The organism is Pseudoalteromonas sp. CF6-2, from assembly GCF_021729425.1.
GTDB lineage: Bacteria > Pseudomonadota > Gammaproteobacteria > Enterobacterales > Alteromonadaceae > Pseudoalteromonas > Pseudoalteromonas arabiensis.
In genome coordinates, this window is sequence record NZ_CP091442.1 from 1016801 (window position 1) to 1041333 (window position 24533).

Consider the following 24533-nt stretch of genomic DNA (forward strand, 5'->3'; position numbering starts at 1 on the left):
TTTTTTGTTGTCTTATTATTTATTTTTATGTGTTTCAAATACATGTATATTTTATTAGTTATATGAAATCATATGAATTTCAATCTATTTATTTAAGTCAAGGAAAGCATTATGGCTCCAAATTATGTCGAGCATTCAAGGGATTGGTCGAAGATTAAATCTCTTTTGGAGCTATCCATACGAGCCTCAACTGGTTCGCAGGAATTCTACAGTTTAGAGCAGCAGAAAGAAGCTGAAGATTTAGCAACATTTCTAATGCACTCATCACTTACTACAGAACCTTTAGGTAGAGACTGTGTGTCAAAGCTTCTCGATGGAACTAAGTTATGGGAGCGGAATGGTGAACTATGGGAAGTCCAGTTACTTATCCGTGGCAACTAGACACCTAGGTTTAATTAAATGGATATTAATTAAATGAATGCAAATAATATATTTCCTTTACCTCCTGATATTGCAATTGCTTATTTTCAGCTAGGTTTGCTCTCTTCAACTGACTTGGTAACACTGGCAGATACTTGGCTCAATCAAGGAATATACACAGATAGCATAAACTTTTTACAGATGGATAAAGATCCAATCATGTCGGAAGCGTCAGAGTTGTTTCTCGAGGCTATGGAAGAAATGGACGTCAATGTTCCAACTAGAGTAGCTGCTGCATGGTTAGTAACTGAAGATATAATGGAGCGAATTTCATCAAGAACCATCGACCTAATGGAAGGTGTGAACTTCATATATTGGGATGTTCATCATGAGATTGATACGGAACTACCTGATGGCAAATATTTGGGTAGTAACCTAAAACTTGAGCAAGTATTTTGTTGGTTGAGAGAAGTTTGGGATTGTCGTGACGGTTCAAGGCTGATTTGCCATGAAGATCTTCCTAGAGATGAAGCTGAACAGAAGTTTCTTAGTTATTTGCTGGATGAATGCCAAAAGTGGTTAGAAGTTAATTCTGAACAAGTAGAACAACACAATACAACACAACAAACTCGCATCGAATAGATGCCTTTTATATGAACGTATTAAAACAATTAGAAGTAATTAAAAAAGATAAAAATAAAGAATACTTAATAAAAAAATACTTATTAGAAAGTTGCGCAAAGTTGTCTCGTTTTAGATCTGGGGAAAGCTTTAGTAGAAACATGAAAGTTGCCAAAAGTTTTATAAATGGGGTGGCAACTAAAAAGCAAATGCATAAAGCTGAATGGGAAATTGAAGGAGATGCATTTGGCACCGATTATTACTCTGAAGAAGGGGTTAGAGTTTATTTCAGAGTGAATGAAAATGTACGCAAAGACTTAATTCAAGTTCGAATTTCTAAGGGGCTTAAAAACAAAGAATCAAAAGTATATTTGAAGGAAATGGCTTACTTTATTGATCAAGTGTTCTGTCATATACAACATTCTTCAAATTGGTTGTTTGATGATGCCGCTAATCAGTTTTTGTGTCCTAGATTGTTTAAGCGTTATTTTGGCGATAGGGAAAATTAATGCGGAAATTGGTTGGAATAGATGAAATCAATAGTTTCATAAATAAACACCTAACCGAGCTAGCGGTTGATTCTTCAGGCTGGGAAAAGTTGTATTCAAATAAGTTAACGGCTGAGTATTGGATTTTGACTTATCCAGCTTCATACGAGCATGGTGGTGGGAAACCGCTGTTAACTCAAGTGACAGAGCAAGATGCTAGGAAATTTAAGGACGAACATGAGTGATGTTATTGAAATACTAGAGCAAGTAAGGGAACATTACCTACAGGGCTGTCGTAAAGGTTTGTTGATATGACCAAATTAAATGACATCTACCAGTTTATTGAAAAAGAAACAGGGATAAAAACTAATCAGCTACACCCTAAGTCAGATTTGTTTGAAGAGTTTGGGGTATATGGGGATGACCTTTTTGATTTAGTTGAATCATTTGGTAACTTCTACGCAGTCAATGTAGATTCATTTCTTTGGTATTTTTGGACTTCCCATAGTTTGCTAGACACCCAATGAGTTACATTGTAACTTCTAATAAGAGGTGTTTTATGAGCAAAGGCAAACGTTATACCCAAGAGTTTAAAGAAGCAGCTGTTAAACAAATTACTGAGCGCGGATATTCAGTCGCAGAAGTCGCTGAACGATTAGATATTTGTACTAAAACGTTATATCACTGGCGGAGCCAGTTATCAGATAAACCTAAATCCGTTCAATCATCCGATGAAAAGTTAAAGATCGCTAAATTAGAGGCGCAATTGAAACGAGTCACGGAGGAACGGGACATTTTAAAAAAGGCCGCAAGGTACTTTGCCAGCAACCCAGAGTAAAGTACGGCTTCATTCGAGAACATCAAAATGAGTTTTCCATCACTACGATGTGCCGCCTTTTTAAGCTGCATCGTAGTGGTTTTTATGCATGGTTAAAAAAGCCTATAAGCGATAGAGCGCTTGAAGATAATCGTTTGTTGAAACTCATCAAAGAATTCTACGTAGCCAGCGGCGGCACGTATGGTAGCCCTTGGATACATGCTGACTTACGTGAAGCTGGTGAGCAATGCAGCGTAAATCGTGTAGCTAAGATCATGCGACAACATAAGCTTAAAGCGCAAATTGGGTATAAGCGCCGCCATATTAAAGGCGATAAGACATCACGGATTGCAGATAACTTATTAGCGCGTCAATTTAACCCACCTGCGCCGAATCAATCGTGGGTAAGCGACATAACTTACATAAGAACCTATGAAGGTTTTTTATATGTGGCAACAGTGATGGATTTATTCTCTCGGCGTATTGTGGGTTGGTCGATGGATAAAAATATGGATAAGCACCTTGTTATAAACGCACTGTTGATGGCTGTATACCAACGTCAACCGAAGGCTGAGGTAATGGTTCATAGTGATCAAGGTAGTCAATACGGTAGCGCTGATTATCTCGCATTTATGAAAGAACATAATCTTGTGCCTTCAATGAGCCGCGCTGGGAACTGTCATGATAATGCGGCTGCTGAAAGCTTTTTTGCGACAATTAAAAAGCGAATAATTAAGCGTAAGATATACTCGACACGCGAAGATGCGAAAGCTGAGATATTCAATTTTATAGAAATGTTTTACAATCCAAAAAAGCGCCACTCACATACAGGCGGTGTTTCACCTGCTAAGTTTGAAGAAGCGTATTTTTCTGAGTTAGAAACTGTCTAGTAAAAGCTGGGAAGTCCAGTTTTTCTATATGTTGGGAGCGGTAGGTATCTTACTTGTTTTGAAACAGCTAATAGGAGACTGAATTACTATCAAACCCATCAAATTTTTACTCACAAACTTAATTAAATTTGACTAGGCTAAATTCAGTAGAATTATCAAAGCACTCACAAACTCTATTCGATTTTTGGCCTGAAAAAATCCTTAGAAATTAGACACCCGACTTACAGACTTTATTCGAGTACGACAATTAAATTCAAATACCAAAAAGCCGTTGCAGCAATGCAACGGCTTTTTTGTTGGAGAAAGTTAGCAAGTTACAAGGGGAAAGAGTAAAGGAGCTTTAAGCTATAAGGTTTTAGTTGATTGTGACTGTACATTGTTACGGCTAAATACGATACCGTAGGCGTGAAATTTATTTCGCGCGAAGAAGTTAGAGTAAAGTCAAAAGGCAAGACCTGTCTATAACTATTGGATCAGATCAAGAGTGTTGATAGACTGGAAAAATTAGATTTAACGTAAAGTTAGCAGGGAAAGAATGTGTTCGTTTTAGAAAGAAATGAAAAAACAGGGAAAAGGGATCGCGCACAAATCCAGAGAGAGGTGTTTGATAGAGTGGACTTCCCAAATCTCGCTAACGCGCACCTACTGAATTAAACTCACTTGTTTTACATAAGTATCGGTTTGCAAACCAAAGTGGCCGAGAACGTAGGTGTAGGTGGCATTTTCATTCCATAATCGGCTGCTGTGAATGCCGTACACGTAGCAAGTGCCAGTCGAGCAGACGATTTGATCAGAGTAGCTCTTTATGGAATACACTTTGTCGCCTAATGCTTCTCCATAAATACTATTTAATAATGGGCTGCCAACCGATAAGCCATAGTAACCACATGTGTTATTCCACACATTATATGGGTAAACACCACAACTAAGCAGGCCGCGCGCGGCACCTGCAACACCAACAAAGGTATCAACATCTGATGCCATGCCTAGCTTATAAATTTGCTGGGCTGCGAGTGTGACACCCATTGAATGGCTTATAATATCAATTTTACCTGTGCAAGATTGGTTGATTGCAGTAAGAATGGCGTTACGTACGGGCGTTTCTTCACTGCCGTTATGATCGTTGCAACTCGCGCAAGATTTAGAGCCCCAATCTGGAGTGAAAATTTCACTGTCGACATACCCTTTTCGTTTTAATTCGTTGATTGTGTTATTCCAACTTGAAGGGGAGGCGGTATTACCGTGTACCAGTACAACGTTATCTCTACATGCTGCAAAAGCACTTGTGCTCATACCTGCGCATAGCGCAATCATCGTCAATAGGCGTTTCATTGTGTGTTCTCCTGTTTAACATTTGATTTACAAAGTATGAAATTTAAACAAGGCTGGATATAGTACTTTCGTGCAGCAATACTATTTAGTATTGTGCAATGTAGAACGTTATATTTTGTTAGCAACGAGCTTAGTTATAGCAGAGCGAAACCCCACTAATAGGGGTTATCACCTTTTAGTTGACAGACACAGATTAACAACAAAAACTAGCGGGCTAGAAAAGGGAAAGTCGTTTTTTATAATTATTATTCCTATTTTTTAAAAGTTTTACGTATAATTTATTTTTAGTATCTTTATAAGGACAATCAGGAATGGTCACGGGAGTTAGGCGCGTCGTCAGTGTTTTTTTCTTTTTAATGTTATTCGTCAATTGTTATGCTGGTTTCGCGCATAGTAATAGTGTTAACCAAATCAGCATCACACAATTAGCAGATGGTGTGTGGCTGCATACAACTTATTATACCTACCCAGATGGTACTCGATTCCCTTCAAATGGCTTAATTGTGAAAGAAGGGGATAGTTTAACTCTTATCGATACAGCGTGGGGTGAATTACTCACCTTAGAGCTACTTGAGGCTATTAACTCAGAAATAAAATTGCCAGTAAGTAAAGCATTTGTCACCCATGCCCATGGCGATAGAGCTGCTGGAGTAGATGTGCTTGAGTCGAAGGGAATCAAGGTTTTTGCCCATCCTTTAACTGTTCAGCTAACGACAGAGCAAGGGGTAGCGGTTCCAAACAATATCATCAGTGAACTTGAAGAAGCGGGCTCAGTTGTTAAATTTGGCTCACTTGAGCTATTTTTTCCAGGGGCAGGGCATGCAATGGACAATGTTATGGCATGGTTACCTGATAAAAGAATTTTATTTGGTGGCTGCGCTGTTCGAGCACTTCAATCATCGTCTGTTGGTAATGTAGTACATGGCGATGTACATTCTTGGCTTAAAATAACAAAGCAATTAAAAAGGAAATTTAAAAGTGCAGCGATTGTTGTACCCGGTCATGGTCGCGTTGGCGGGTATGACTTGCTCTCACATACGGAAAAGTTAATAACAGAACGTCTAAAATAGCCAGTCATTATTACGATTGCGGCTTTAGATTTACTCAGCACATTCTAAGGTCGCTTGCGCCTAAAAGTTTTTAGCACTGAACTCAAAAGCAGCTTAAATTCGCTTTGTATTATTTGAAACTCGTCTTGCCGAATTTGACTAGCAATGAAAAATGAACCTGCAGATACTGTTAAATTAAAGTAAATACTTTTAAATTTGAACACACATCTAAAGGTTGAATATGCACACAATAAATAAAAAGGCATTAGCAGTTGCTGTCGCTTTAGCTTGCTCATTCCCTGTATATGCACAAAACGAAAATCAGCAGGATACTGATAGCAAAACAGCAAAAGAACCGCAAAGTGGCTTAGAGATCATTTCTGTTACGGCAACAAAACGTAAAACTAAATTAATGGAAACTCCCGTAGCGATTACGGCACTAACAGAAGCTGAGCTTAAAAAAAATGGGGTTAATAATATTAAGGATATTGCTAACCTTGTTCCTAGCCTTGATATTTCAACAGCAACAGACCAGTCTGCACCTGTTATTTCAATGCGTGGGGTACGCTCTACCAATCTCACAGAGCTTGGTGACCCTGCGGTTGGTGTGCATTTAGACGGTGTGTATTCACCTAGAATGCAAGGTGCGCTTGCACTTATGTACGATATTGACCGTGTTGAAGCATTACGTGGTCCGCAAGGGACTTTATTTGGCCGAAACTCTACGGTCGGTAGTATCAACGTTATATCTGCAAAGCCGCAATTTGAAAACGTCTTTGGTAACGTCAATGTTGAAGCTGGTAAGTACAACAGTAAAAACATTGATGGCATGATTAATATTCCTATTAATGAGGAATTTGCAGTCCGTTTTGCCGCTAAAGGTTTAAAACGTGACTCCTACTTAGAAGGCTACTATGACCCTAACCAATACGATACTCGCAGGCTCTCTGATGATGTATTGAATGCCCCTGTAATATCTGAAGACTCTTATCAAGGTGTGGGCCAAACGGTTACTCAAAGAGAAAACTGGTGGATTGACGGCGCGGGTACAGACCCTGAAGCACAAAAAGTTCGTGCGTTAACACCTGCCGATAAAAGTGATTTTTATAATAATGCCGATGAGTATTCATTTCGTATCAGTACACTTTGGGAGCCATTAAATGGTAATTTCTCAAACCATACGGTTTTCCAAAAATACATAAACAACAGCAGCAATAATCTTGATTTAGTTAATTGTGATAAGTTAAGAGGACGCCCAGTTGAAATGGGAGGCGATTGCGCAAACTTCTTGCCAAGTGATAACACTTATCAGGCGGTTGTGAATGTTCCTGGACAATTAGATTTGGACATCACATATCTTCGCAACACGTTAAATTATAACCTAAATGATGAATACAATATTGTGTGGTTGATGGGTTATGAAGACATGGAAAGAGAGTCAGCACAAGACAGTGAAGTGGGCCTTGATCCTTGGGATGGTGCTACCTACTTCCTAGACGGCACAGGGGCTGAATCGTTTTCAACAGAGCTTCAACTTCAATCCGATGAGTACGGTGACTTTATATGGATTGTAGGTGCTAATTACTTCCACGAAAAAACCACAACGGTGGGTTATTACGATAACCCGATGGATGATAAAGCATTTTGGGATCAACCCGATCGCTCAACGGATGCATTTGCCATCTTTGGCCAAGGAACTTATAAATTAACAGAAAAATTGCATGCAACTTTGGGCTATCGTTTTAGTGATGAAACAAAGCAAGATAAAGGCGGTAGAACTTATCGTTGCTCAAATGCAGATGGCTGTACTGTTGGTTGGTTAAATAGAACAGAGTTAAATAACCTTCCAGTCGACTATTATGAAGATCCATCTATATATGCGTCTTATTTTGAAAACGACAATAAAGGAAGCTGGCAGCACCATGATTTCCGTATTGGTTTAGACTATGACATTTCATCAGAAACCATGCTCTATGCATACTTAGCGAGTGGCTTTAAAGCGGGTGGTATTGGTGATGTGTACGAAGTGGTTAACGATAGAACCGGTGATGTTACACGATTCGAAACGAAGTTTGACCCAGAAGAAGTACTGACTTGGGAGCTAGGTGCTAAATCAAGCTTTTTTGATAACTCGCTGAACTTAAAAGCTGCTTTTTTCTACACAGACTATACCGATATGCAGTATGCATCAGTTGGTTCGATTGGTAATGTTGAACGCTTATCAGTTGTGGAAGATGACAACGGAACACCGATTTTAGATGATAATGGCGAGCCTCTTCTTGATTATCAAAATCAACCCGTTATAGCGTATTACACGCAGAACGTTCCCGCGTCGACGATTAAAGGTATTGAATTCGAGTTTGATTGGAAGCCATATCCAAATGGTCGTATTACAGGTTACGTAACTTGGACTGATGCTAAAATTACGGAAGATTGGAATACCAAGTGGGACTATGACTCAGAATATTTATTCGATATCTCTTATGAAGAATCAAAAGACCCAGAAAACACGTTGTTAGCCACTAACCTCAAGGGTAACAATCTAGCAATGACACCTAAATACACTGCGAATATTAGTTATACGCATACGTTTAATTTAGGTGAATATGGCTTTATTCATGGCTGGTTTAACGCAAGTTGGAAAGACAAATCCTATTCAACGGTATGGAACCTAGATAAGCATTTAGATGATATGGATTTTGCCGTTTCTGATGAAGCGACAAAGTATATCGATGACAGCCGAGATGCCTTCGCGGTATATAATGCTTCTTTGAAGTATGAGCCGCAAAGTCAAACATGGTATGCGGAGCTGTTCATTAATAACGCTTCTGATGAGACCATTCAATACTGGAACAACACAAGTAAAGGTGTACCAAAAGGAAGTTTTGGCATGCCAAGATACTATGGTGTTAGAGCCGGTTTCTCATTTTAACCCTACCACTAGATGCCCTCATTTTGCTTAGCAATTTGGGGGCGAACCAGATATGAGGCAAAAAAATGAAAAAAAATTGGCTACATATATCAATTTTCTGTATTGCATTTTTATCCCCCAGTTTAAGTGCTAACTACTTTAAAGATAACTTCGCTTGGGGTTATAACACTAGTATTTGGACGGCACGACAAGGGGATAATGGCACGCCATTTGGGTGTACTTTTCAGCCTAATATGCTAAGCCCCAGTGAATATGGTTTAACACTGTCGTTATCGCAGGGCAGATGCTCAGAGTTACAAACTAATCAGTTTTATAGTTATGGCAAAGTACAAGGACGTTTAAAGTCAGGAAATATTGCGGGTACGGTTTCATCTATATTCACTTACACATCATGGTGGGATAGCCCTGGTCGAGCATGGCAAGAAATCGATATTGAGCTGCTCCCCTCACTTGGTAATGTTGTGCATACAAATATTATCTATCAGCCGCAAGGCGGAGTATATCAGAGCTGGGAAAAGGACATCGATTTAAGTCAATATGGTCTCGATTACCGTGAAAACCTGCTCATGATAGGCTTTGATTGGTCTAGCAGTGTTATTCGTTGGTATCTTTATGATGCCAATGGCCAAGAGCAAACTATTCGTACCGTGTATAAAGATAATGGTGATGGTGTGCTCACACATAATGAGATACCTGCGTACGCTTGGCCTGTTGATAACACCAAAATCATGATTAATCACTGGCACGGCGATAACTCACAAGAAGCCAATTACTTTCCTGGGCAATATTATGGTGCTTCATCTTGGGTATATTATGATTTTATTGAATACATACCTAACTAACTATTTATTTTTCAACGTGTTGTATTATAGGTTTTAAATGTCTAGATTTAAATTTTCAGCGTTATTATTAAGCCCATTCGTTCTTGTTGGGCTTGTCTATAGTCATCTTTCACATGCCATCGGCAGTGAACAGGTAAACTGGCCCGATGTAAATACTAAACTCAAGCAAGACCCTGCTGTTGAAACGCAAATTGATGAGCTCATTGAAACAATGACAATTGAGCAAAAAGTAGCGCAAATGATTCAACCTGAAATAGGCTATTTAAGTGTCGAACAGATGCGCAAGTATGGCTTTGGATCGTACTTGAATGGTGGTAATACCGCGCCTTATGGTAATAAACGAGCCTCGATGAAACAGTGGCTTCAATACGCAGACGAAATGTATCAGGCGTCTGTAGATGCATCATTAGATGGGGCTGCAATCCCGACTATTTGGGGCACAGATGCGATGCATGGACACAGCAATGTGTATGGAGCTACGTTATTTCCACATAATATCGGTTTAGGTGCAACCAGAGATAAAGAGCTCATTAAACGCATCGGTCAAGCGACAGCAAAAGAAGTTGCTGCAACCGGAATAGAATGGAGTTTTGCGCCTACTGTCGCAGTAGTCAGGGACGATCGGTGGGGTAGAACATATGAAAGCTACTCTGAGAACCCTGATTTAGTTAAAGATTACGCAGGCGAAATGGTTGTGGGTATTCAGGGAAACATCAACAATAATTTCTTAACAGGAACAAATCGGATTGCAACAGCAAAGCACTTTGTTGGTGATGGTGGAACTGAGCGTGGTATAGACCGTGGTAACACCATTATTGATGAAAAGGGATTGAGAGACATTCATAGCCCGGGCTATTTTTCAGCGATCAATGAAGGGGTTCAGTCAGTTATGGCGTCCTTTAATAGTTGGAATGGTCAACGTGTGCACGGTGATAAGTATTTACTGACCGAGGTACTTAAAAAGCAAATGGGCTTTGATGGCTTTGTTGTTAGCGACTGGAATGCCCATAAATTCGTTGAAGGCTGTGACTTAGAGCAATGTGCCGCTGCTATTAATGCCGGTGTCGATGTTATTATGGTCCCAGAGCACTTTGAGGCCTTTTATCATAATACGGTTGCGCAAGTGAAAGAGGGGATTATCTCTGAAGAAAGAATTAATGATGCTGTTCGACGCTTTTTGAGAGCGAAAATTCGATGGGGAGCTTTCTCAAGAGGTAAACCATCAAGCCGATCTGAATCTCAGCATCCTGAATGGTTAGGTGCTGCTGAGCACCGTGAGCTCGCTAGAGAAGCGGTTCGTAAATCATTAGTGTTACTAAAAAATAATGACCAAATACTCCCTATTAAAACAACAAGCAAGATATTGGTTGCAGGCGAGGGTGCCGATAATATTGCAAAGCAAGCGGGTGGTTGGAGCGTTTCATGGCAAGGTACAGACAATACCAATGATGATTTCCCTAATGCAACGTCAATTTATAACGGTTTGAAGAAGCAAGTTGAAAAAGCTGGTGGGCAAATTGAACTAAATGAAGCCGGAAACTACTCGGTCAAACCTGATGTAGCGATTGTAGTTATAGGTGAAGAGCCTTATGCAGAGTGGTTTGGTGATATCGAATATCTTGAATATCAGCATAAAACAAAAGCAGATCTAGCATTATTGAAAAAATTAAAAGCTGATGGTATTGCGGTTGTTACTGTATTTTTGAGCGGTAGGCCACTTTGGATAAATAAAGAACTCAATGCATCTGATGCATTTGTTGCTGCATGGTTACCCGGCTCTGAAGGTGAGGGCGTGGCAGATGTTTTATTGACAGATGCGAAGGGTAACACTCAGTTCGATTTCTCTGGTAAATTAAGCTTTTCATGGCCAAAGTATGATACGCAATACACATTAAACCTAGGTGACAAAACGTATGAACCATTGTTTGCTTATGATTATGGATTAACTTATCAAGATACGGTTAATGTGCCTTTATTAAGTGAAGATACAACACCTAAAAAGGTGGCAAGTGATGACGCTAAGCCTTTATTTGTAAGAGGACTTTCAGAGCACTTAGTGTGGGAACTTAAAGATGCAAAAACAGCAGCCATTGAAACCACAGGCTCTTCTGCAACCAGTGGTGATGGTGCTAGTTTGTTAATGCAATCAGTTAACTTGTCTTATCAGGAAGATGCAAGGCAGTTCATTTGGCGAGCAGGGGCAAAGAAAGCCACTTTGAGCTTAAGCTACCAGCAGCCTGAAGTGCTCAGTGATGCAAGTAAGTCAGCTATTCTTGAACTTAAAATGAGAATTAATACTGCGCCAAGTAATCAGGCTCAATTGCAAGTAATGTGTAATGAAGGAAATTGCTTGCGCAACATTAAGTTTGCATCAATAGAAGCCTTGATGAATGATAAGAAATGGCATACGTTAGCGATACCGTTAAATTGTCCATCTGCGTTAAATAATATAACCAAGGTGACAGAGGTGTTAAATGTTTCAGCAAAGGCTGCCAGCTTAGCTGTTGCGGATATAGCACTGACTAGTAAACCAAATGCAGATGCTTATTTACTCTCATGCTCTGACTAAATCTTAGTAAAGCTGATGGGCAAGTAATGCTTATCAGCTTTACCTTATGGATTGAATAATTTGAATACTAGTAACCCCCGCGGCCACTTATTTTGGCTGTTTCAGATATGTGGTTGGGTTGTTTACGCAATGCTAACCGAGTTAATGATTAAAGTACCAAGTGATGAGCCTTGGACTATCCATATCCCGCATTTGATTATTGACACAGCTTGCGGGTTTCTAATTACTCTTATCCTTAGAAAACTATTCGCCTCTATCAATTTTATTGAGCTAAAGCTGAAGATTGCGCTTCATATTTTCGTTGTCATAATCGCGACGTTAATTTGGACGCAAATAAAGTGGATAACACTTCAGTGGTTTTATGGAAACTTATGGCAACCAATGACATGGTTTGATTTTGGCACATGGACATCGGCGTCATTAACGGTTCTTTCAACGTGGACCGCGTTTTATTATGGGATTAAGATTTATTTAGATAATTTAGAGCAAACGCAAAAAGCAGCAGAAGCCACACATTTAGCTAAAGAGTCACAATTAAAAATGCTGCGCTACCAGCTAAACCCCCATTTCATGTTCAATAGTATCAATGCAATTTGTACATTGATTTTGAAGAAAGAAAGTTTAGAGGCTGTAAAAATGCTTGAAAAACTGTGTGACCTTTTACGGCACAGTTTATATACAGATCCACTGGAAAAAGTAACAATTAAAGAAGAAATCGGCATTCTTAGCAATTATCTAGACATAGAAAAGTGCCGGTTTACAGACAAGCTGGTTGTTGATATTTCTGTGGCAGATGATTGTAACGAGTTGCTAATCCCATCCATGTTGATTCAACCTCTTGTAGAAAATGCATTAAAACATGGCATGCGTTCAAACCAGTCAATGTGTATCACCATTGCGATAGAAAAAACAAAGAGCTATTTAAATATAAAAGTGTCTGATACTGGCAAGGGATTTGGTGATGAAAGCACCAACAAAAGAGGGATTGGATTAGCAAATTGTGAGCAACGTCTAAAGTTAATGTATGGAAAGTCACACCGATTAGAAAAGGGCAACTTAAGCGAAGGTGGTGCTTGGGTATGTATAATCTTACCAATAAGTGGTCACAATAAATGATAAAACTAAACACGATACTGGTTGATGATGAATACAGTGCTGTCGAAGGGTTACGTATTCGGCTCGAACAATTTCCTGAAATCAATATTGTTGGGAGTGCATGCAGTGTTGACGATGCTATTGAACTCATAAACAATAATGAAATTGACTTGATTTTTTTAGACATCGAAATGCCCACTAAATCAGGCTTTGAATTGATAAAGTATTTTCAACCCGAAGCATGTCCAGCGGTCATCTTTGTCACTGCTTTTCACCAACATGCAGTACAAGCTTTTGAAGTTAGAGCTATTGATTATTTATTAAAACCAGTGAAACTAGACAGGCTTGCAGAAGCTATAGAAAGAGTGGTCAGTAACGTAAGGCTATTTCAAAAAAGTGAGTTGATAGCGCTCGAGCAAGCAGTGAGTAACAAAGCTGAGCATCACAAACATTCTGTCAATCAGTCAGAGTATAATTTTGATAGTGATCACTTGGTGATCCGAGACGCTAAAAATCCGATTCAAATAATTTCATTCACTGATATTCTTTGGATTGATGCAGCCGGTGACTATATGTGTGTGCATACTGCAACCGAAACCCATGTTATGAGAGCAAGGTTGAAAGAGCTTGAAAGCAATATGCTACCAGAGGCATTTTTGCGGATCCATAAGTCGACCATTGTCAATTTAACTTACGTAAGACAGCTTGAGCCACTTCGTAACTCTGAATATATGGCAACGTTAACAACAGGTAAAACATTAAAAGTAAGCCGAACTTATAGTAAGCAATTAAAAAAGCTCATATAAGGAGACGGGTGCTGCTTTACAATTAAGGGTTATAAACAGCACCTTACTGTGGCTAATTTTAGTATTACTGTTTAGACCAAACTGATTTTAAAATGTTAAACCCTATGGCACCGAGTAAGACACCCGTTACTTTATCAATATAAAATGCCGCTCTAATGAACTTTTGTCTGATAGTATTTTTTGACAGCATATAAATAATTGTCACATCCCATAAGAAGACCACTAAGGTCATCCACACGCCTAAAAGCACTTTAAAGCTAATACTGACCTCAGGTGTCAGTGCAACAGTGAATAGGCTCAAATAAAATAATAAGTTTTTAGGGTTTAATATGCCTGAAAGAAACCCAGTCACAAATTCCTTGCAAAAGCATGACAACGAAAACTCAGTTGATGTCTTCGTGTTTGTGGAGAAATTAGCATAGGCATTTTTAGGTGCTTTTAATGCGTGATAGGCTATATACATCAAAAATAAGCCACCAATAACTTTGAGTGTCATCATCAAGCCAATAGATGCAGATAATATGGCACCAACGCCAATAAGGCACAGGGCAATATACACTGCGTTAGCTGTTGCTATACCAAGTGCTACGCCTATGGCGTTCTTTTGATTGCCTTTTAATGCACTTTTTACAACCAAGACAAAATCAGGCCCAGGACTAAGTAATGCAAGAAAATGTGCAGCTGCAACTGAGACAAATATACTGATTAAGCTAATATCCATAAATTCCCCTGAGAATGGTGAAACGCGAAGAATGGCTCATTTTAAAGGTGCTTCCTCGCTTTAATTGAAAAAATAAGAGGGACTTGATGCCCTCTATGAAGTAATTGATACCCCTTATCAGACACGTACTCTAAGCCTTCAAAACAGTCATATGGGCTAAATGGGTACTCGTTGAATGACTCTATCGTTAAACCTGCCTGAATGAGCGCGTTTATAATGTCACTAATTGAGTGGCTCCATGTCACTGTTTTCGACAGAGTGCCGTCACAATTCTCGGTATAGGTGCCTTCTTCTTCAATCGTTGGGGCAGTGTCATGAAAATAAGAATAACCATTTAATAATTCATTGAAAGAATGAAATTCTATTAGGTAAAACTCTCCACCTTTTTGTAAAGAGTTAGCGATTACGTTAGCCCACTTACTTAAATTGGGTAACCAGTTTAGGACACCATAAGAGGTATAAACAATATCAAACAGATGCGTGTTGATAGTGCTAAAACTATATACATCACTTGCTATGAATGTTGCTTCTATATTTAAGCTTTGTTTGAGCTTATTTGCGTACTCAATTGCTGTAGGCGATAAATCAACGCCGGTTACACGTGCGCCAAGTCGCGCCCAAGAGAGTGTGTCTTGACCAAAATGGCATTGTAAATGTAGGAGTGATTTATTTTTCACATCAGCGAGTAGGGCCAGTTCAATCGGGTTAAGAGAGTTTGTTCCACTTTTAAACATGGGTAGGTTGTAAAAAGTAGATTGGGTATGAAGGGCAGTTCTTTTATTCCACGTATCTCTATTTACTTTAATATAATCCATTTGCTCGCTATCCAATCAATTTTCTATTTGGCATATCCTTAGAGCCGCAGCAATGCCTAATAGAAATAATAATATATTATATTTTAAGCAACCATAAGCCTTTAGTCATACTGAGAACTAAGCTGACTAACGCCCTTCTGGTGCATCGAAATCACCCTATTAGAAAGTATGGTTTGTAGTTTCGTCATGGCGGTTTAAAAATGAAGAGCTTTGTTTTAGCACGTAATTGCAAGTCTAAAGCCTGCCCTTAACGGGAGAGTCAATCATTATCTAAAGAACAGTTTGGTATAATTTTTATACTTTATTAGGTCTGTGACCCACAAACAAAACTGGTTAGTTTTAGTTTAGCTGTTAGCGAGCCAGCGAAAAGACTTACGTAAAAACTCAACGGCTTGGTGTTTAATTAATTCACCATGAGCCATAACTAACATCTCAGGCTCCCAAGCCAGTATTTTTCTGAAGTGCTGTCTGGCTTGGGACTTTTTAAACATGAAACTTAAACGCCAATCTATCGGTGTTTGTCCTACGGGAGCTAAGATCCCAGCACCTTTTGCTAGCCATTTCTGCCAACTGTTAAAGTCATCACCAGAAAAGTTCTCGACCAAATCCGTCACGATCAATGTTTTTGAACGTTTATGAAAAAACAGGCATTCTTCCATCAAGGGCGAGCCTGTAAATAACTCTTGAGAAATATCGGCATGCCACTGCCACGCTAAATCGTCATTGAGGGACGCATCAAATGAGATATCGCTACGCTTTTTGATGACTTCATCTGTGCCATAGGTTTTAGCATCTGGATATGCTGTAATCCATTGAGGTAAAAATAAGTGATGTAAGTGATTAGGTGCGATGAGGTGTTTAACTGGACCTAAGCGGTCTATTTGGTTCTTTAGAGCATCGCTCAGATAGATAGGGCTGTGTACCCATAGGTCGCCATTAGCGAGTTTAATGACTGTCATCCTCGTTGTAAAAGGTAAAAAGAAAAAATTTACTGTTTTACCATCAACAACCCAAATCTCGTTTGCCAACTTTTCCATATTATTTCCGAATAAGAATCAAAGTTATCAGAAAGGCTTAATTTTTTGAAATTATTATAATTAAACACAATGTACGTGCTATGACGTTTGACTATTTTAATAATCTTCAACGATTATAAACCTTCCACTAAGGGGGAGAGTCAACTAACGAGTTAGCGTTAATAATCGCAACACATGAATCGATTTTGGTGATTTTCTGTTTTGTTTGCTCAATCTGATCTTGCAAACGGCTTTTTAAGTGCAATAGAAACTCACTTATCTCAGCCCAGTTAGCTTCTCCGTTTTCATATTTTATGAACCCTTTCAGTTCAGCTAATGTAACACCCAACAGTTTCGCTTCTTTGATTAACCTCAATACTTCTATGTGCTCATCGGTGTAAACACGGTACTTTCCTTGACGTTTTGGTGGGGTAATGAGCTCTTTCTCTTCGTAAAACCGAATAGCTTTAACAGATAAATTGGTTTTTTTTGCTACTTCACCGATAAACACCTGTTACTCCATTAGTAAATCGATATTATTCGTTATATAAAATAAGCGGTTAGTGTCGCCTTTGTTAAGCTTAGACTAAATGCGTTGTCGAATCGCGTACCAGTAGATCAGGTGTAAAAATATGCTCTATATTAGAGCGATTTTGTTTATACACTTGTTTTAACACAAGGTTGGCAGCCATAATGCCCATTTTTTCAACTGGGTTATCAATCGTCGTCAAAGTTGGGTACAAGTAATTTGTAAAATGAACATTGTCAAAGCCGACAATTGCTAAGTCTTTTGGAAGGTCAAGTTTATGCTCTCTTGCACATTTCATTACACCGGAAGCCATTTCATCATTTGCACAAACAACAGCGGTAAATTTTATATTGTTGCTAAAGAAATACTCTAAGCCGTTATACCCGCCGGTTTCTTTAAAGTCACCGACAAATAGAGTTTGCTCATCAAAAGCAATACCATGTTCTTTTAAGGCTTTTTTGTGACCTTCTAATCGATCGAATGCATCGGGTTTAAATAACGGACCCGCAATGTATGTTATGTCTGTATGGCCTTGATTAAGTAAGTGTTTGGTTGCTAAGTAGCCTCCCATCACGTTATCAAGGCTAATGCAGTTTTCTTTCATTTTATCTACATAGCGGCTGATCAAATAAATAGGGGTTTTACCTTTGTTTAACTTTACTAGATACTCATCACTAACAGCTTCAACATGGGCAATGATTGCATCACAATTACGTGAAATTAAAAATTCTAAGCCATTTTTTTCTTTGTCTTCTTCACTGTGTCCGGGAGTAATAATGACATGTTTCCCAGCGGCCCTTAATTGCGCTTCAATAGCAGACATCATCTCACCAAAAAACGCGCCATCTAATTCAGAGACTAAAATACCCACACTATTAGTGCAATTTGAAGCAAGGGAGCGAGCTATCGAGTTTGGTGTATAACCAAGCTGCTCCATTGCATCGAGTACTTTTTGTTTCGTTTTTTTACTGACGTAGTCATTCTCATTCAAAACGCGAGAAACGGTCGATAAAGAAACGCCTGCGAGCTCTGATACTTGATAAATAGTTGCCATAATTATTATTAAATATAAACCTTAGCTTTTTAATTTACAGACTTGCGCGTCTAATTGCCAAGTCTTCTGTAATTTTTTCCGTCATGTCAGATGTTAATGGATAAAAGGCCATCAGTGCCGCGGCGATAAGAGCAAAAGCGGCTGGTAGCCAGCTCATTAGTAGAATCATGCCATCGAGTGAGTGTGCAACGGTCGTTTCGTCCATTCCATCATAGCCATAGCTTGCAAGTACAACGAGCACTAAGGCTCCTGCAAAGCCTCCACCTGTTTTTTGCACAAAAGTCCCTGCTGAATATATAAGGCCAGTGGCACGGCGCTTATTTTTCCATTCAGAATAGTCAGCACTATCTCCTAACATAGTAAAAAATAGGGTAGGCATCATGGCGGCGAAGAATTCGGAAAGACAGCCCATTACAAAAATCAGGCCGAGGTTATCATTAGGCAGCCAAAAGAAACAAATGGTAAAGAGGGCACTTAATAATAAGGAAGCAATAAACAACGTGCGTTTGCCGAGTATTTCCGCTAACTTCCCTGTACTAAGCGCACCGAAAATTGAGACAACTAATAAAGCAATAAAGTACTGGCCTGTTAAAAGCTCGTTACCAACATAGTATTTAAAGTAGTAGGCAATGACACCATATTTAATGCCATTAAACATCATTGTTAAAAAGCCCATACCTAACAATATCAGCCATGGTTTATTTGTAAGTAAATCAACCATATCTCGTTGTGAGCCACTCAGTTTACTGTGATCACTTGCCAGTAAGCGACGGATAAGGACTGTCATAAATATCATTGTCGCCGCAAAAAATAAGCCTGAGTAGAGCTCGCGATAATAGAAAAATAATGTGATTGCTAATAAGGGAAGGATGATAAAAGGTAAGCTTGAACTTAAATCCGCTAACTCTGTTTTTAGTGAGATTTGCTTATTTGTAGCAGGTTGAACACGCTCCTTGGTACTTGCAAACGTGACTAACATGAGTACGGTGAGTAAGGCGGCAAATACATACATGGTGTATTGGTAACCTTGCGCACTATCCCCTTGTCCAAAGTAAGCGACTAGGTCTGGTAAAAAGCCCATTACTAATAAACCACCTGCAAACGCCCCAGCAAAACGGAAACCTGATAACTTAGTTCGTTCTAGATCATCACCTGTCATAACCCCCATTAATGCAGAGTAGGGCACATTACTTACGGTATACGCTAAAGTGAGACCAATATAGGTGAAGTAGGCATAAATTAGTTTTGCCGTTGGGCTAATATCAGGTGTCGTAAAGCACAGCACCATGAAGAGTGCCAAAAATGGCGTTGACCATAATATCCATGGGCGAAACTTACCTAACCGTGTTTGCGTCCGATCTGCAATCATGCCCATTATTATATCAGTGACCCCATCTGATAGGCGTACGACTAAAAAAAGTAAAGCGGCAGCGGCGGCAGAAATACCAAAAGTATCAGTATAAAATACGGCTAAGTAAGCTAAAGCTCCACGCCAAACTAAATTAGCACCGGCATCGCCCATCGCGTAGCCAATTTTTTCGTAGATGGGAAGAGTGTGTTTTATCATTGTTGTTGTCTTTTTTTATCGGCGAGTAATTAACTGGCTATATGCTTTACCACTTAGCTTTACTGTTCGTATTTGTGTGTTGTAATCAACATGAACAATACCAAAGCGTTTTGAATAACCTTCAGCCCACTCAAAATTATCCATTAAGCTCCATGCGAAGTAGCCAGCTACATTAACACCTTGTAATATGGCATCATTCACTGCATTTAAATGGGCATTATAATAGGCGATACGATCTTGATCGTTCACCTCACCATCCACCATTTTGTCGGCCATAGCAGCGCCATTCTCTGTAATATAAATTGGCGGCAAATCATATTTTTGATGCAAAGAAACTAATAATTCTGTTAATGCAGATGGATAAATTTCCCACCCAATATCTGTCATTGGCGCTTGGTGAGGCAGTTCATGGTAATAATCTGTATCACTTGCTTCATAGCGCAGCCTGGTATAGAAATTTACGCCTAAGAAATCTAATGGTTGGCAAATAATATCCATATCGCCAGCTAGAATGTCAGGTCTGTGAGCGGGTGGCAACTGTTCTATGATGTCAGGATATGCTCCTTGCATCACAGGTTTCATATACCATTGGTTTATATAGTCATCTGCAAAAGCTGTTGCTGCAATGTCTGCTTCGCTCGATGATACAGAGTAACAAGGAGTAAAGTTGAGCACGATACCGTTTAATGACTCAGGGCTATTTTTAGTTAGCACTTTCATCGCTAAACCATGGGCAAGTAATAAATGATGAGCGGCTTTTCTGCCAAATTCACGGCCTTTGATACCCGGTGCGTGAACGCCTATTTCATAGCCCAAATACGAGCTGCAGAAAGGTTCATTCAACGTTGCATATGAATATACTTTTCCTGATAGTGCTTTACTTACTAGATCTACATAGCGAGCAAACTCATACGCTGTTTCGCGATTTAACCAGCCTCCTTTATCCTCTAAATGCTGTGGTAAATCCCAGTGATATAATGTAACAAATGCTTTAATATTTCGACGCATTAGTTCGTCTAAAATAGTAATGTAAAAGTTAATACCTTCTTGATTTAAAGTACCGTCTAACTTTATGACTCTTGGCCAAGAAATTGATAGGCGATAGGCATCTACACCTAAAGAGTCGATTAGTTCAACATCGTCTTGCCAATTTTTTACATGCTCACAGGCGGAATCGCCGTTTGAGTTATCAGCTATTTTTCCAGGCGTCGCGCAGAAAGTATCCCAAATACAAGGGAGACGCTGATCGGCTGCTCCTTCTATTTGAAATGAGGCTGTTGCAACGCCATAGATAAAATCTTTGCTAAGCATTGTTGAGTTTTTTGGTAACGTGAACTGAGTCATGTAAAGAAACCTTTGGTAAACAAATGCAAGTAAATCTTGCGACTAAATTTAAATTATTATGGTAGCGCTTCCATTTTTTTGTGTTTCACTTGAGTCAAAGTTATTGGGTTGTTTATGGTAGCGCTTCCATATTTAGGTTAGAGGCTATTGTCCGAACGGTCAACCGTTTATTTAATTTAGTCTTAAAACAACGTAATTAATTCATTTTATTATTTAATAATTAATGAGTTAGATGCAGGTTGTTTTTAGGGTTATTAGTAATAAATCAAGAGTGAATAGGTGAATGATTCAGTTATTTTCTATGTTGAGTCATGGTTTTATTTTTTAGCAATCGTACGCTAAGTAGTTTTAGTTACCACTCATACTTAACACTAAAAACTCTCATTAAGAAAGATGTAATTTAGTGTATTATTACTGTAAAGCGAGCGCTTAGAAGTGGCTTTACAGTAAATTTTATTATCAATATTTTAACAATAATATTATCGGCTTTACTGTGGGCTTAATCATCTATTCGACAGTACTCGTTAATAAACTCTTTATGAGTTGGTAATTGCGCTAACCTATGGGCAATTTGTTGTTTAATGCCTTGCATAAAGCGACTTAACTCTTGGTTATTCATTAAAGAAGCGACATGATGATATTGCGCTGGTTTAACACCTTGCCCAAGCATGACTTGAACCCAAGAGTCGACACGAAAAATATCGCCGTCATCTAAGAAAACCCGCCCAGTTTCTTTAAATAATGCGATTTTATGAGCAAGGGATTCAGGTATTTCCATAGCTTGGCAATGGCGCCAAAATTCACTGTCTTGTCTATCCGTAACCTTATAATGCAAAACAATAAAGTCACGAATACTTTCGAGCTCTGACTGTAATTGCTTATTGTATTCATCGATCGCTTGTGGCGTTACACCTGTAAAAGGGAACAGTCGCATAAACCGAATGATACCGGTCATAATCAAGTGGATACTTGTTGATTCAAGAGGTTCTAAAAAGCCACTGGCAAGACCTAGCGCTAAACAGTTTTTGTTCCACCCTTTACGCCTACGACCAGTTTTAAATTTAATGATTTTTGGTTCGGTTAGGGTGTCTCCAATAAGGTTATCTAATAGTAATTTAGTTGCATTATGGTCATTTAAATAGCGGCTGCAATAAACTAAGCCATTGCCAACTCTGTTTTGCAAAGGAATCTGCCACTGCCATCCTGATTGATGCGCAATAGAGCGGGTGTAAGGGAGAGGGTCTGGTGTTCCTTTTGTTTGTACCGCAACGGCACTGTCGCAAGGTAATAAATGAGACCAATCTTCAAACCCTGTATGTAAGGCTTGCTCGATAAGTATGCCTTTGAAACCAGTGCAATCAATAAAAAAATCACCCGCTATTTCAGTGTTATTATCCAGCGATAAGCTTTTAATAAAGCCATTATCAACATGTTTATTTACCCGTTCAATTTTACCCTCTATACGTTTTACACCGAGGTTTTCTGAAAATGCTCGTAAAAATGCAGCATAACGGCTGGCATCCATATGAAATGCGTAATTAATTGGGTTTTGAGGGCTAAACCCAAATTTACCTTGCTTAGCTGCCTGTAGTTCATAGCAGTAATCTGCGAAATCATCGGTATTGCCCATTTTTTGCCAATGCAACCAAAAATGGTGGAACTCACCAGCCCAGCATTCTTTACCTGTCATACCGAAAGAGTGAATGTAATCACTGTTTGGCTGATGCCAATTCTCAAAGCGAATTCCCAGTTTGAATGTTGCTTGTGTTGCCCTCATAAATTCTTGCTCATCGATACCTAGCAATTTATGAAAGGTACGAATAGGTGGAATGGTTGCTTCGCCAACACCGACAGTGCCGATATCGTCTGATTCAATTAAGCAGATTTCAATATCTTTATTTAGTAATTTAGCTAACGCGGCTGCGGCCATCCAGCCTGCGGTACCACCGCCAGCTATGACCACCTGTTTAATTTGTTGTTGTTTCATGTTGCCACCTTATTCCTTTTGTAATTGCTTTAATAACAGTCGATTAGTGGGTAGTTTTTGTAAGTATTGCGCAATCTTCTTGCGATTGAGTTGGTAGAGTTGTTGTGCCATCTGGTATGTATGGTTATCAAGTTTTGTTGTTTGTTTGGTTTTGAAGCCCATGCCATACAGCACGTATTGATAACTTGGAGAAGAAAAAATCTCTTCATTTTCTATAAAATCGAATCGACTGGGAGCCTGATATTGCCACAATGTTAGTAAGTTCTGTAATTCAATTGGGATACTTTTAGGGTGGTGGTTATCGCACCAATAGCTATTATCATCACGACTACTCAATACATAATGCAGTTTTAGAAAATTGATGACTTGCTCCCAGCGGTACCTAAAGCGTTTATTAAACCGATCACTCAACAGCTGCATGTGCACTTGGTTTACTGGCATTTGCTCACTTAGCATACTGATGCTTAATTCAACCATGGCTAACGCTGAAGCCTCTAGTGGCTCTATAAACCCTTGCGACATTCCGATCGCAACACAGTTTTTATGCCAAAATACTTCTCTGTAACCAGGCGTAAAACGTAGTGCTCGTGTTTCAATCTTGCTAGCTTGTTGAATGCCAACAGATTGTGCAGCATAGCTTTTTAGTGTTTCAATAGCCGTTGTAACGTCACAATATTTATCACTAAATGTATAGCCAATACCGCGTCTAGTTGGTAATCCTATATCCCAAATCCAGCCAGCGGATTGTGCGGTGGATAAAGTCGCTGATGCAATATTCTGAGATGGGCTTTCGTAGGGCAACTGTGCGGCCACAGCAGTATTATTAAAAAGAATGTGACTTTGATCTAAAAACGGGATCCGGTAGTGCTTGGCGATTAACAGCCCCTGGCTACCAGAACAATCAATAAACAAATCACCGTAAATCTCACCATTATTCTGTGTAGTGACACTTTCAATGTAGCCTTGAGCATTATTATTGGCGTGAAGAACATTATCGGTGATGTGTTTTACGTTAAGCGTATTTACACAATGTCTTGCTAGAAATTGTGCGAATTTATGGGCATCTAGGTGGTAACCGTAATTCGTAACACCTGCATATTCAGGTGTATTAAGTTGTTTGGGGGCAAGAGCTGCTTGGCAAATAAAGCTTTGCATATTCATAGCATCGGCGTATTTTTGTTCAGGGAATAATTGCTGCCATGCAGTATGAACATCATATTTATAGTAGCCTTCAGGTATCATGAAAGGATGATAATAGTTATCTGCCTGTTCTTTTCCCCGCCAGTTTATGAACTTTGAACCTTGCTTAAAAGAGGCGTCACATTGCTGTAAAAAGTCACTTTCTTTTACTCCAATCCGCTGCAGTGTGTTGCGCATTGATGGCCATGTGCCTTCACCAACACCCGAAATACCAATATCAGCAGACTCAATTAAGATGATACTTTTATCTGGGTGTTCTTTGGCTAGTAACCCAGCTGTAAGCCAACCAGCCGCGCCACCGCCAATGATCACAATATTATTTATTTTTTTGCTCATATACTTACTTTAAATAGTAAAGCCGCTTCAATTAAGAAGCGGCTTTGTAGCAATTTACATTAACCGTGAGCCTTTTAGAGAATATAGCGTGATACTATTTGCGTTAAAAATGTCTAATTTAGAACAACTAAATAACAACGTCGTTTAATCCTTACAAGCTCAC

At 39.2% G+C, this 24533-nt stretch carries 21 protein-coding genes; 11 read left to right on the forward strand and 10 right to left on the reverse strand.

The window, feature by feature from the left end:
• Positions 1-414 precede the first annotated feature (414 nt).
• The 5 genes from L3Q70_RS04710 to L3Q70_RS04730 all read left to right on the forward strand — a co-directional run bounded on the left by L3Q70_RS04710 (position 415) and on the right by L3Q70_RS04730 (position 3176).
• On the forward strand, positions 415-1002 hold the full coding sequence (locus L3Q70_RS04710) for a hypothetical protein (protein ID WP_193988472.1): 588 nt from the start codon (positions 415-417) through the stop codon (positions 1000-1002).
• Positions 1003-1013: 11 nt separating this feature from the next.
• On the forward strand, positions 1014-1490 hold the full coding sequence (locus tag L3Q70_RS04715; RefSeq protein WP_193988473.1) for a hypothetical protein: 477 nt from the start codon (positions 1014-1016) through the stop codon (positions 1488-1490).
• A complete protein-coding gene (locus tag L3Q70_RS04720; protein WP_193988474.1) occupies positions 1490-1714 on the forward strand; it encodes an Imm27 family immunity protein in 225 nt (74 codons plus the stop codon). Before L3Q70_RS04715 ends, L3Q70_RS04720 begins: the two co-directional genes overlap by 1 nt.
• A 66-nt stretch (positions 1715-1780) precedes the next feature.
• On the forward strand, positions 1781-1996 hold the full coding sequence (locus L3Q70_RS04725) for a DUF1493 family protein (protein WP_237114955.1): 216 nt from the start codon (positions 1781-1783) through the stop codon (positions 1994-1996).
• A 32-nt stretch (positions 1997-2028) separates the two neighbouring features.
• Positions 2029-3176 (forward strand): IS3 family transposase gene (locus tag L3Q70_RS04730; RefSeq protein WP_237114956.1). Its coding sequence is split into 2 segments (ribosomal slippage): positions 2029-2266 and positions 2266-3176, totalling 1149 coding nucleotides; the frame shifts between segments, so codons are not numbered across the junction.
• Positions 3177-3818: 642 nt separating this feature from the next.
• Here the strand turns inward: L3Q70_RS04730 and L3Q70_RS04735 are convergent.
• Positions 3819-4508 carry an alpha/beta fold hydrolase gene (locus L3Q70_RS04735; protein ID WP_237114957.1) on the reverse strand — a complete coding sequence of 230 codons (690 nt, stop codon included), beginning with the start codon at positions 4506-4508 and terminating at the stop codon, positions 3819-3821.
• A 311-nt stretch (positions 4509-4819) separates the two neighbouring features.
• On the opposite strand from L3Q70_RS04735, the gene bla reads away from it, so the two are divergent.
• From bla to L3Q70_RS04765, 6 genes are all read left to right on the forward strand, one after another.
• Positions 4820-5578: a subclass B1 metallo-beta-lactamase gene (bla, locus tag L3Q70_RS04740; protein ID WP_237114958.1), complete on the forward strand. Its 759-nt coding sequence runs from the start codon at positions 4820-4822 to the stop codon at positions 5576-5578.
• Positions 5579-5798: 220 nt separating this feature from the next.
• Positions 5799-8489 (forward strand): TonB-dependent receptor, encoded by a 2691-nt coding sequence (locus tag L3Q70_RS04745; protein ID WP_237114959.1) that lies wholly within the window; start codon positions 5799-5801, stop codon positions 8487-8489.
• 65 nt (positions 8490-8554) lie between these two features.
• Positions 8555-9331: a family 16 glycosylhydrolase gene (locus tag L3Q70_RS04750; protein ID WP_237114960.1), complete on the forward strand. Its 777-nt coding sequence runs from the start codon at positions 8555-8557 to the stop codon at positions 9329-9331.
• A 37-nt stretch (positions 9332-9368) separates the two neighbouring features.
• The gene (locus L3Q70_RS04755) at positions 9369-11900 is read left to right on the forward strand and encodes a glycoside hydrolase family 3 protein (RefSeq protein ID WP_237114961.1); all 2532 of its coding nucleotides are present in this window, start codon (positions 9369-9371) and stop codon (positions 11898-11900) included.
• A 129-nt stretch (positions 11901-12029) separates the two neighbouring features.
• Entirely contained in the window at positions 12030-13016 is a 987-nt protein-coding gene (locus L3Q70_RS04760) for a histidine kinase (RefSeq protein ID WP_193988481.1), read from the forward strand.
• On the forward strand, positions 13013-13801 hold the full coding sequence (locus tag L3Q70_RS04765) for a LytTR family DNA-binding domain-containing protein (protein WP_237114962.1): 789 nt from the start codon (positions 13013-13015) through the stop codon (positions 13799-13801). The genes L3Q70_RS04760 and L3Q70_RS04765 overlap by 4 nt, the downstream gene beginning before the upstream one ends.
• A gap of 64 nt (positions 13802-13865) precedes the next feature.
• Here L3Q70_RS04765 and L3Q70_RS04770 read toward each other — a convergent pair whose 3' ends face one another.
• The 9 genes from L3Q70_RS04770 to L3Q70_RS04810 all read right to left on the reverse strand — a co-directional run bounded on the left by L3Q70_RS04770 (position 13866) and on the right by L3Q70_RS04810 (position 24370).
• Positions 13866-14522, reverse strand: coding sequence for a LysE family transporter (locus L3Q70_RS04770; protein WP_237114963.1), 657 nt, complete (start codon positions 14520-14522; stop codon positions 13866-13868).
• A gap of 41 nt (positions 14523-14563) precedes the next feature.
• A complete protein-coding gene (locus tag L3Q70_RS04775) occupies positions 14564-15337 on the reverse strand; it encodes a methyltransferase domain-containing protein (protein ID WP_062570382.1) in 774 nt (257 codons plus the stop codon).
• Between the two features lie 344 nt (positions 15338-15681).
• Positions 15682-16374, reverse strand: a complete 693-nt coding sequence (locus L3Q70_RS04780; RefSeq protein ID WP_193988484.1) for a DUF4336 domain-containing protein — start codon at positions 16372-16374, stop codon at positions 15682-15684.
• Positions 16375-16501: 127 nt separating this feature from the next.
• Positions 16502-16864 (reverse strand): MerR family transcriptional regulator, encoded by a 363-nt coding sequence (locus L3Q70_RS04785; RefSeq protein WP_062570384.1) that lies wholly within the window; start codon positions 16862-16864, stop codon positions 16502-16504.
• Between the two features lie 70 nt (positions 16865-16934).
• Positions 16935-17936: a LacI family DNA-binding transcriptional regulator gene (locus L3Q70_RS04790; RefSeq protein WP_193988485.1), complete on the reverse strand. Its 1002-nt coding sequence runs from the start codon at positions 17934-17936 to the stop codon at positions 16935-16937.
• 34 nt (positions 17937-17970) lie between these two features.
• Positions 17971-19503, reverse strand: a complete 1533-nt coding sequence (locus tag L3Q70_RS04795; RefSeq protein ID WP_237114964.1) for an MFS transporter — start codon at positions 19501-19503, stop codon at positions 17971-17973.
• A gap of 15 nt (positions 19504-19518) precedes the next feature.
• Positions 19519-20847, reverse strand: coding sequence for a GH1 family beta-glucosidase (locus L3Q70_RS04800; RefSeq protein WP_237114965.1), 1329 nt, complete (start codon positions 20845-20847; stop codon positions 19519-19521).
• A 499-nt stretch (positions 20848-21346) separates the two neighbouring features.
• A complete protein-coding gene (locus L3Q70_RS04805) occupies positions 21347-22834 on the reverse strand; it encodes a tryptophan 7-halogenase (protein WP_237114966.1) in 1488 nt (495 codons plus the stop codon).
• Between the two features lie 9 nt (positions 22835-22843).
• Positions 22844-24370: a tryptophan halogenase family protein gene (locus L3Q70_RS04810; protein ID WP_237114967.1), complete on the reverse strand. Its 1527-nt coding sequence runs from the start codon at positions 24368-24370 to the stop codon at positions 22844-22846.
• Positions 24371-24533: the final 163 nt, after the last annotated feature.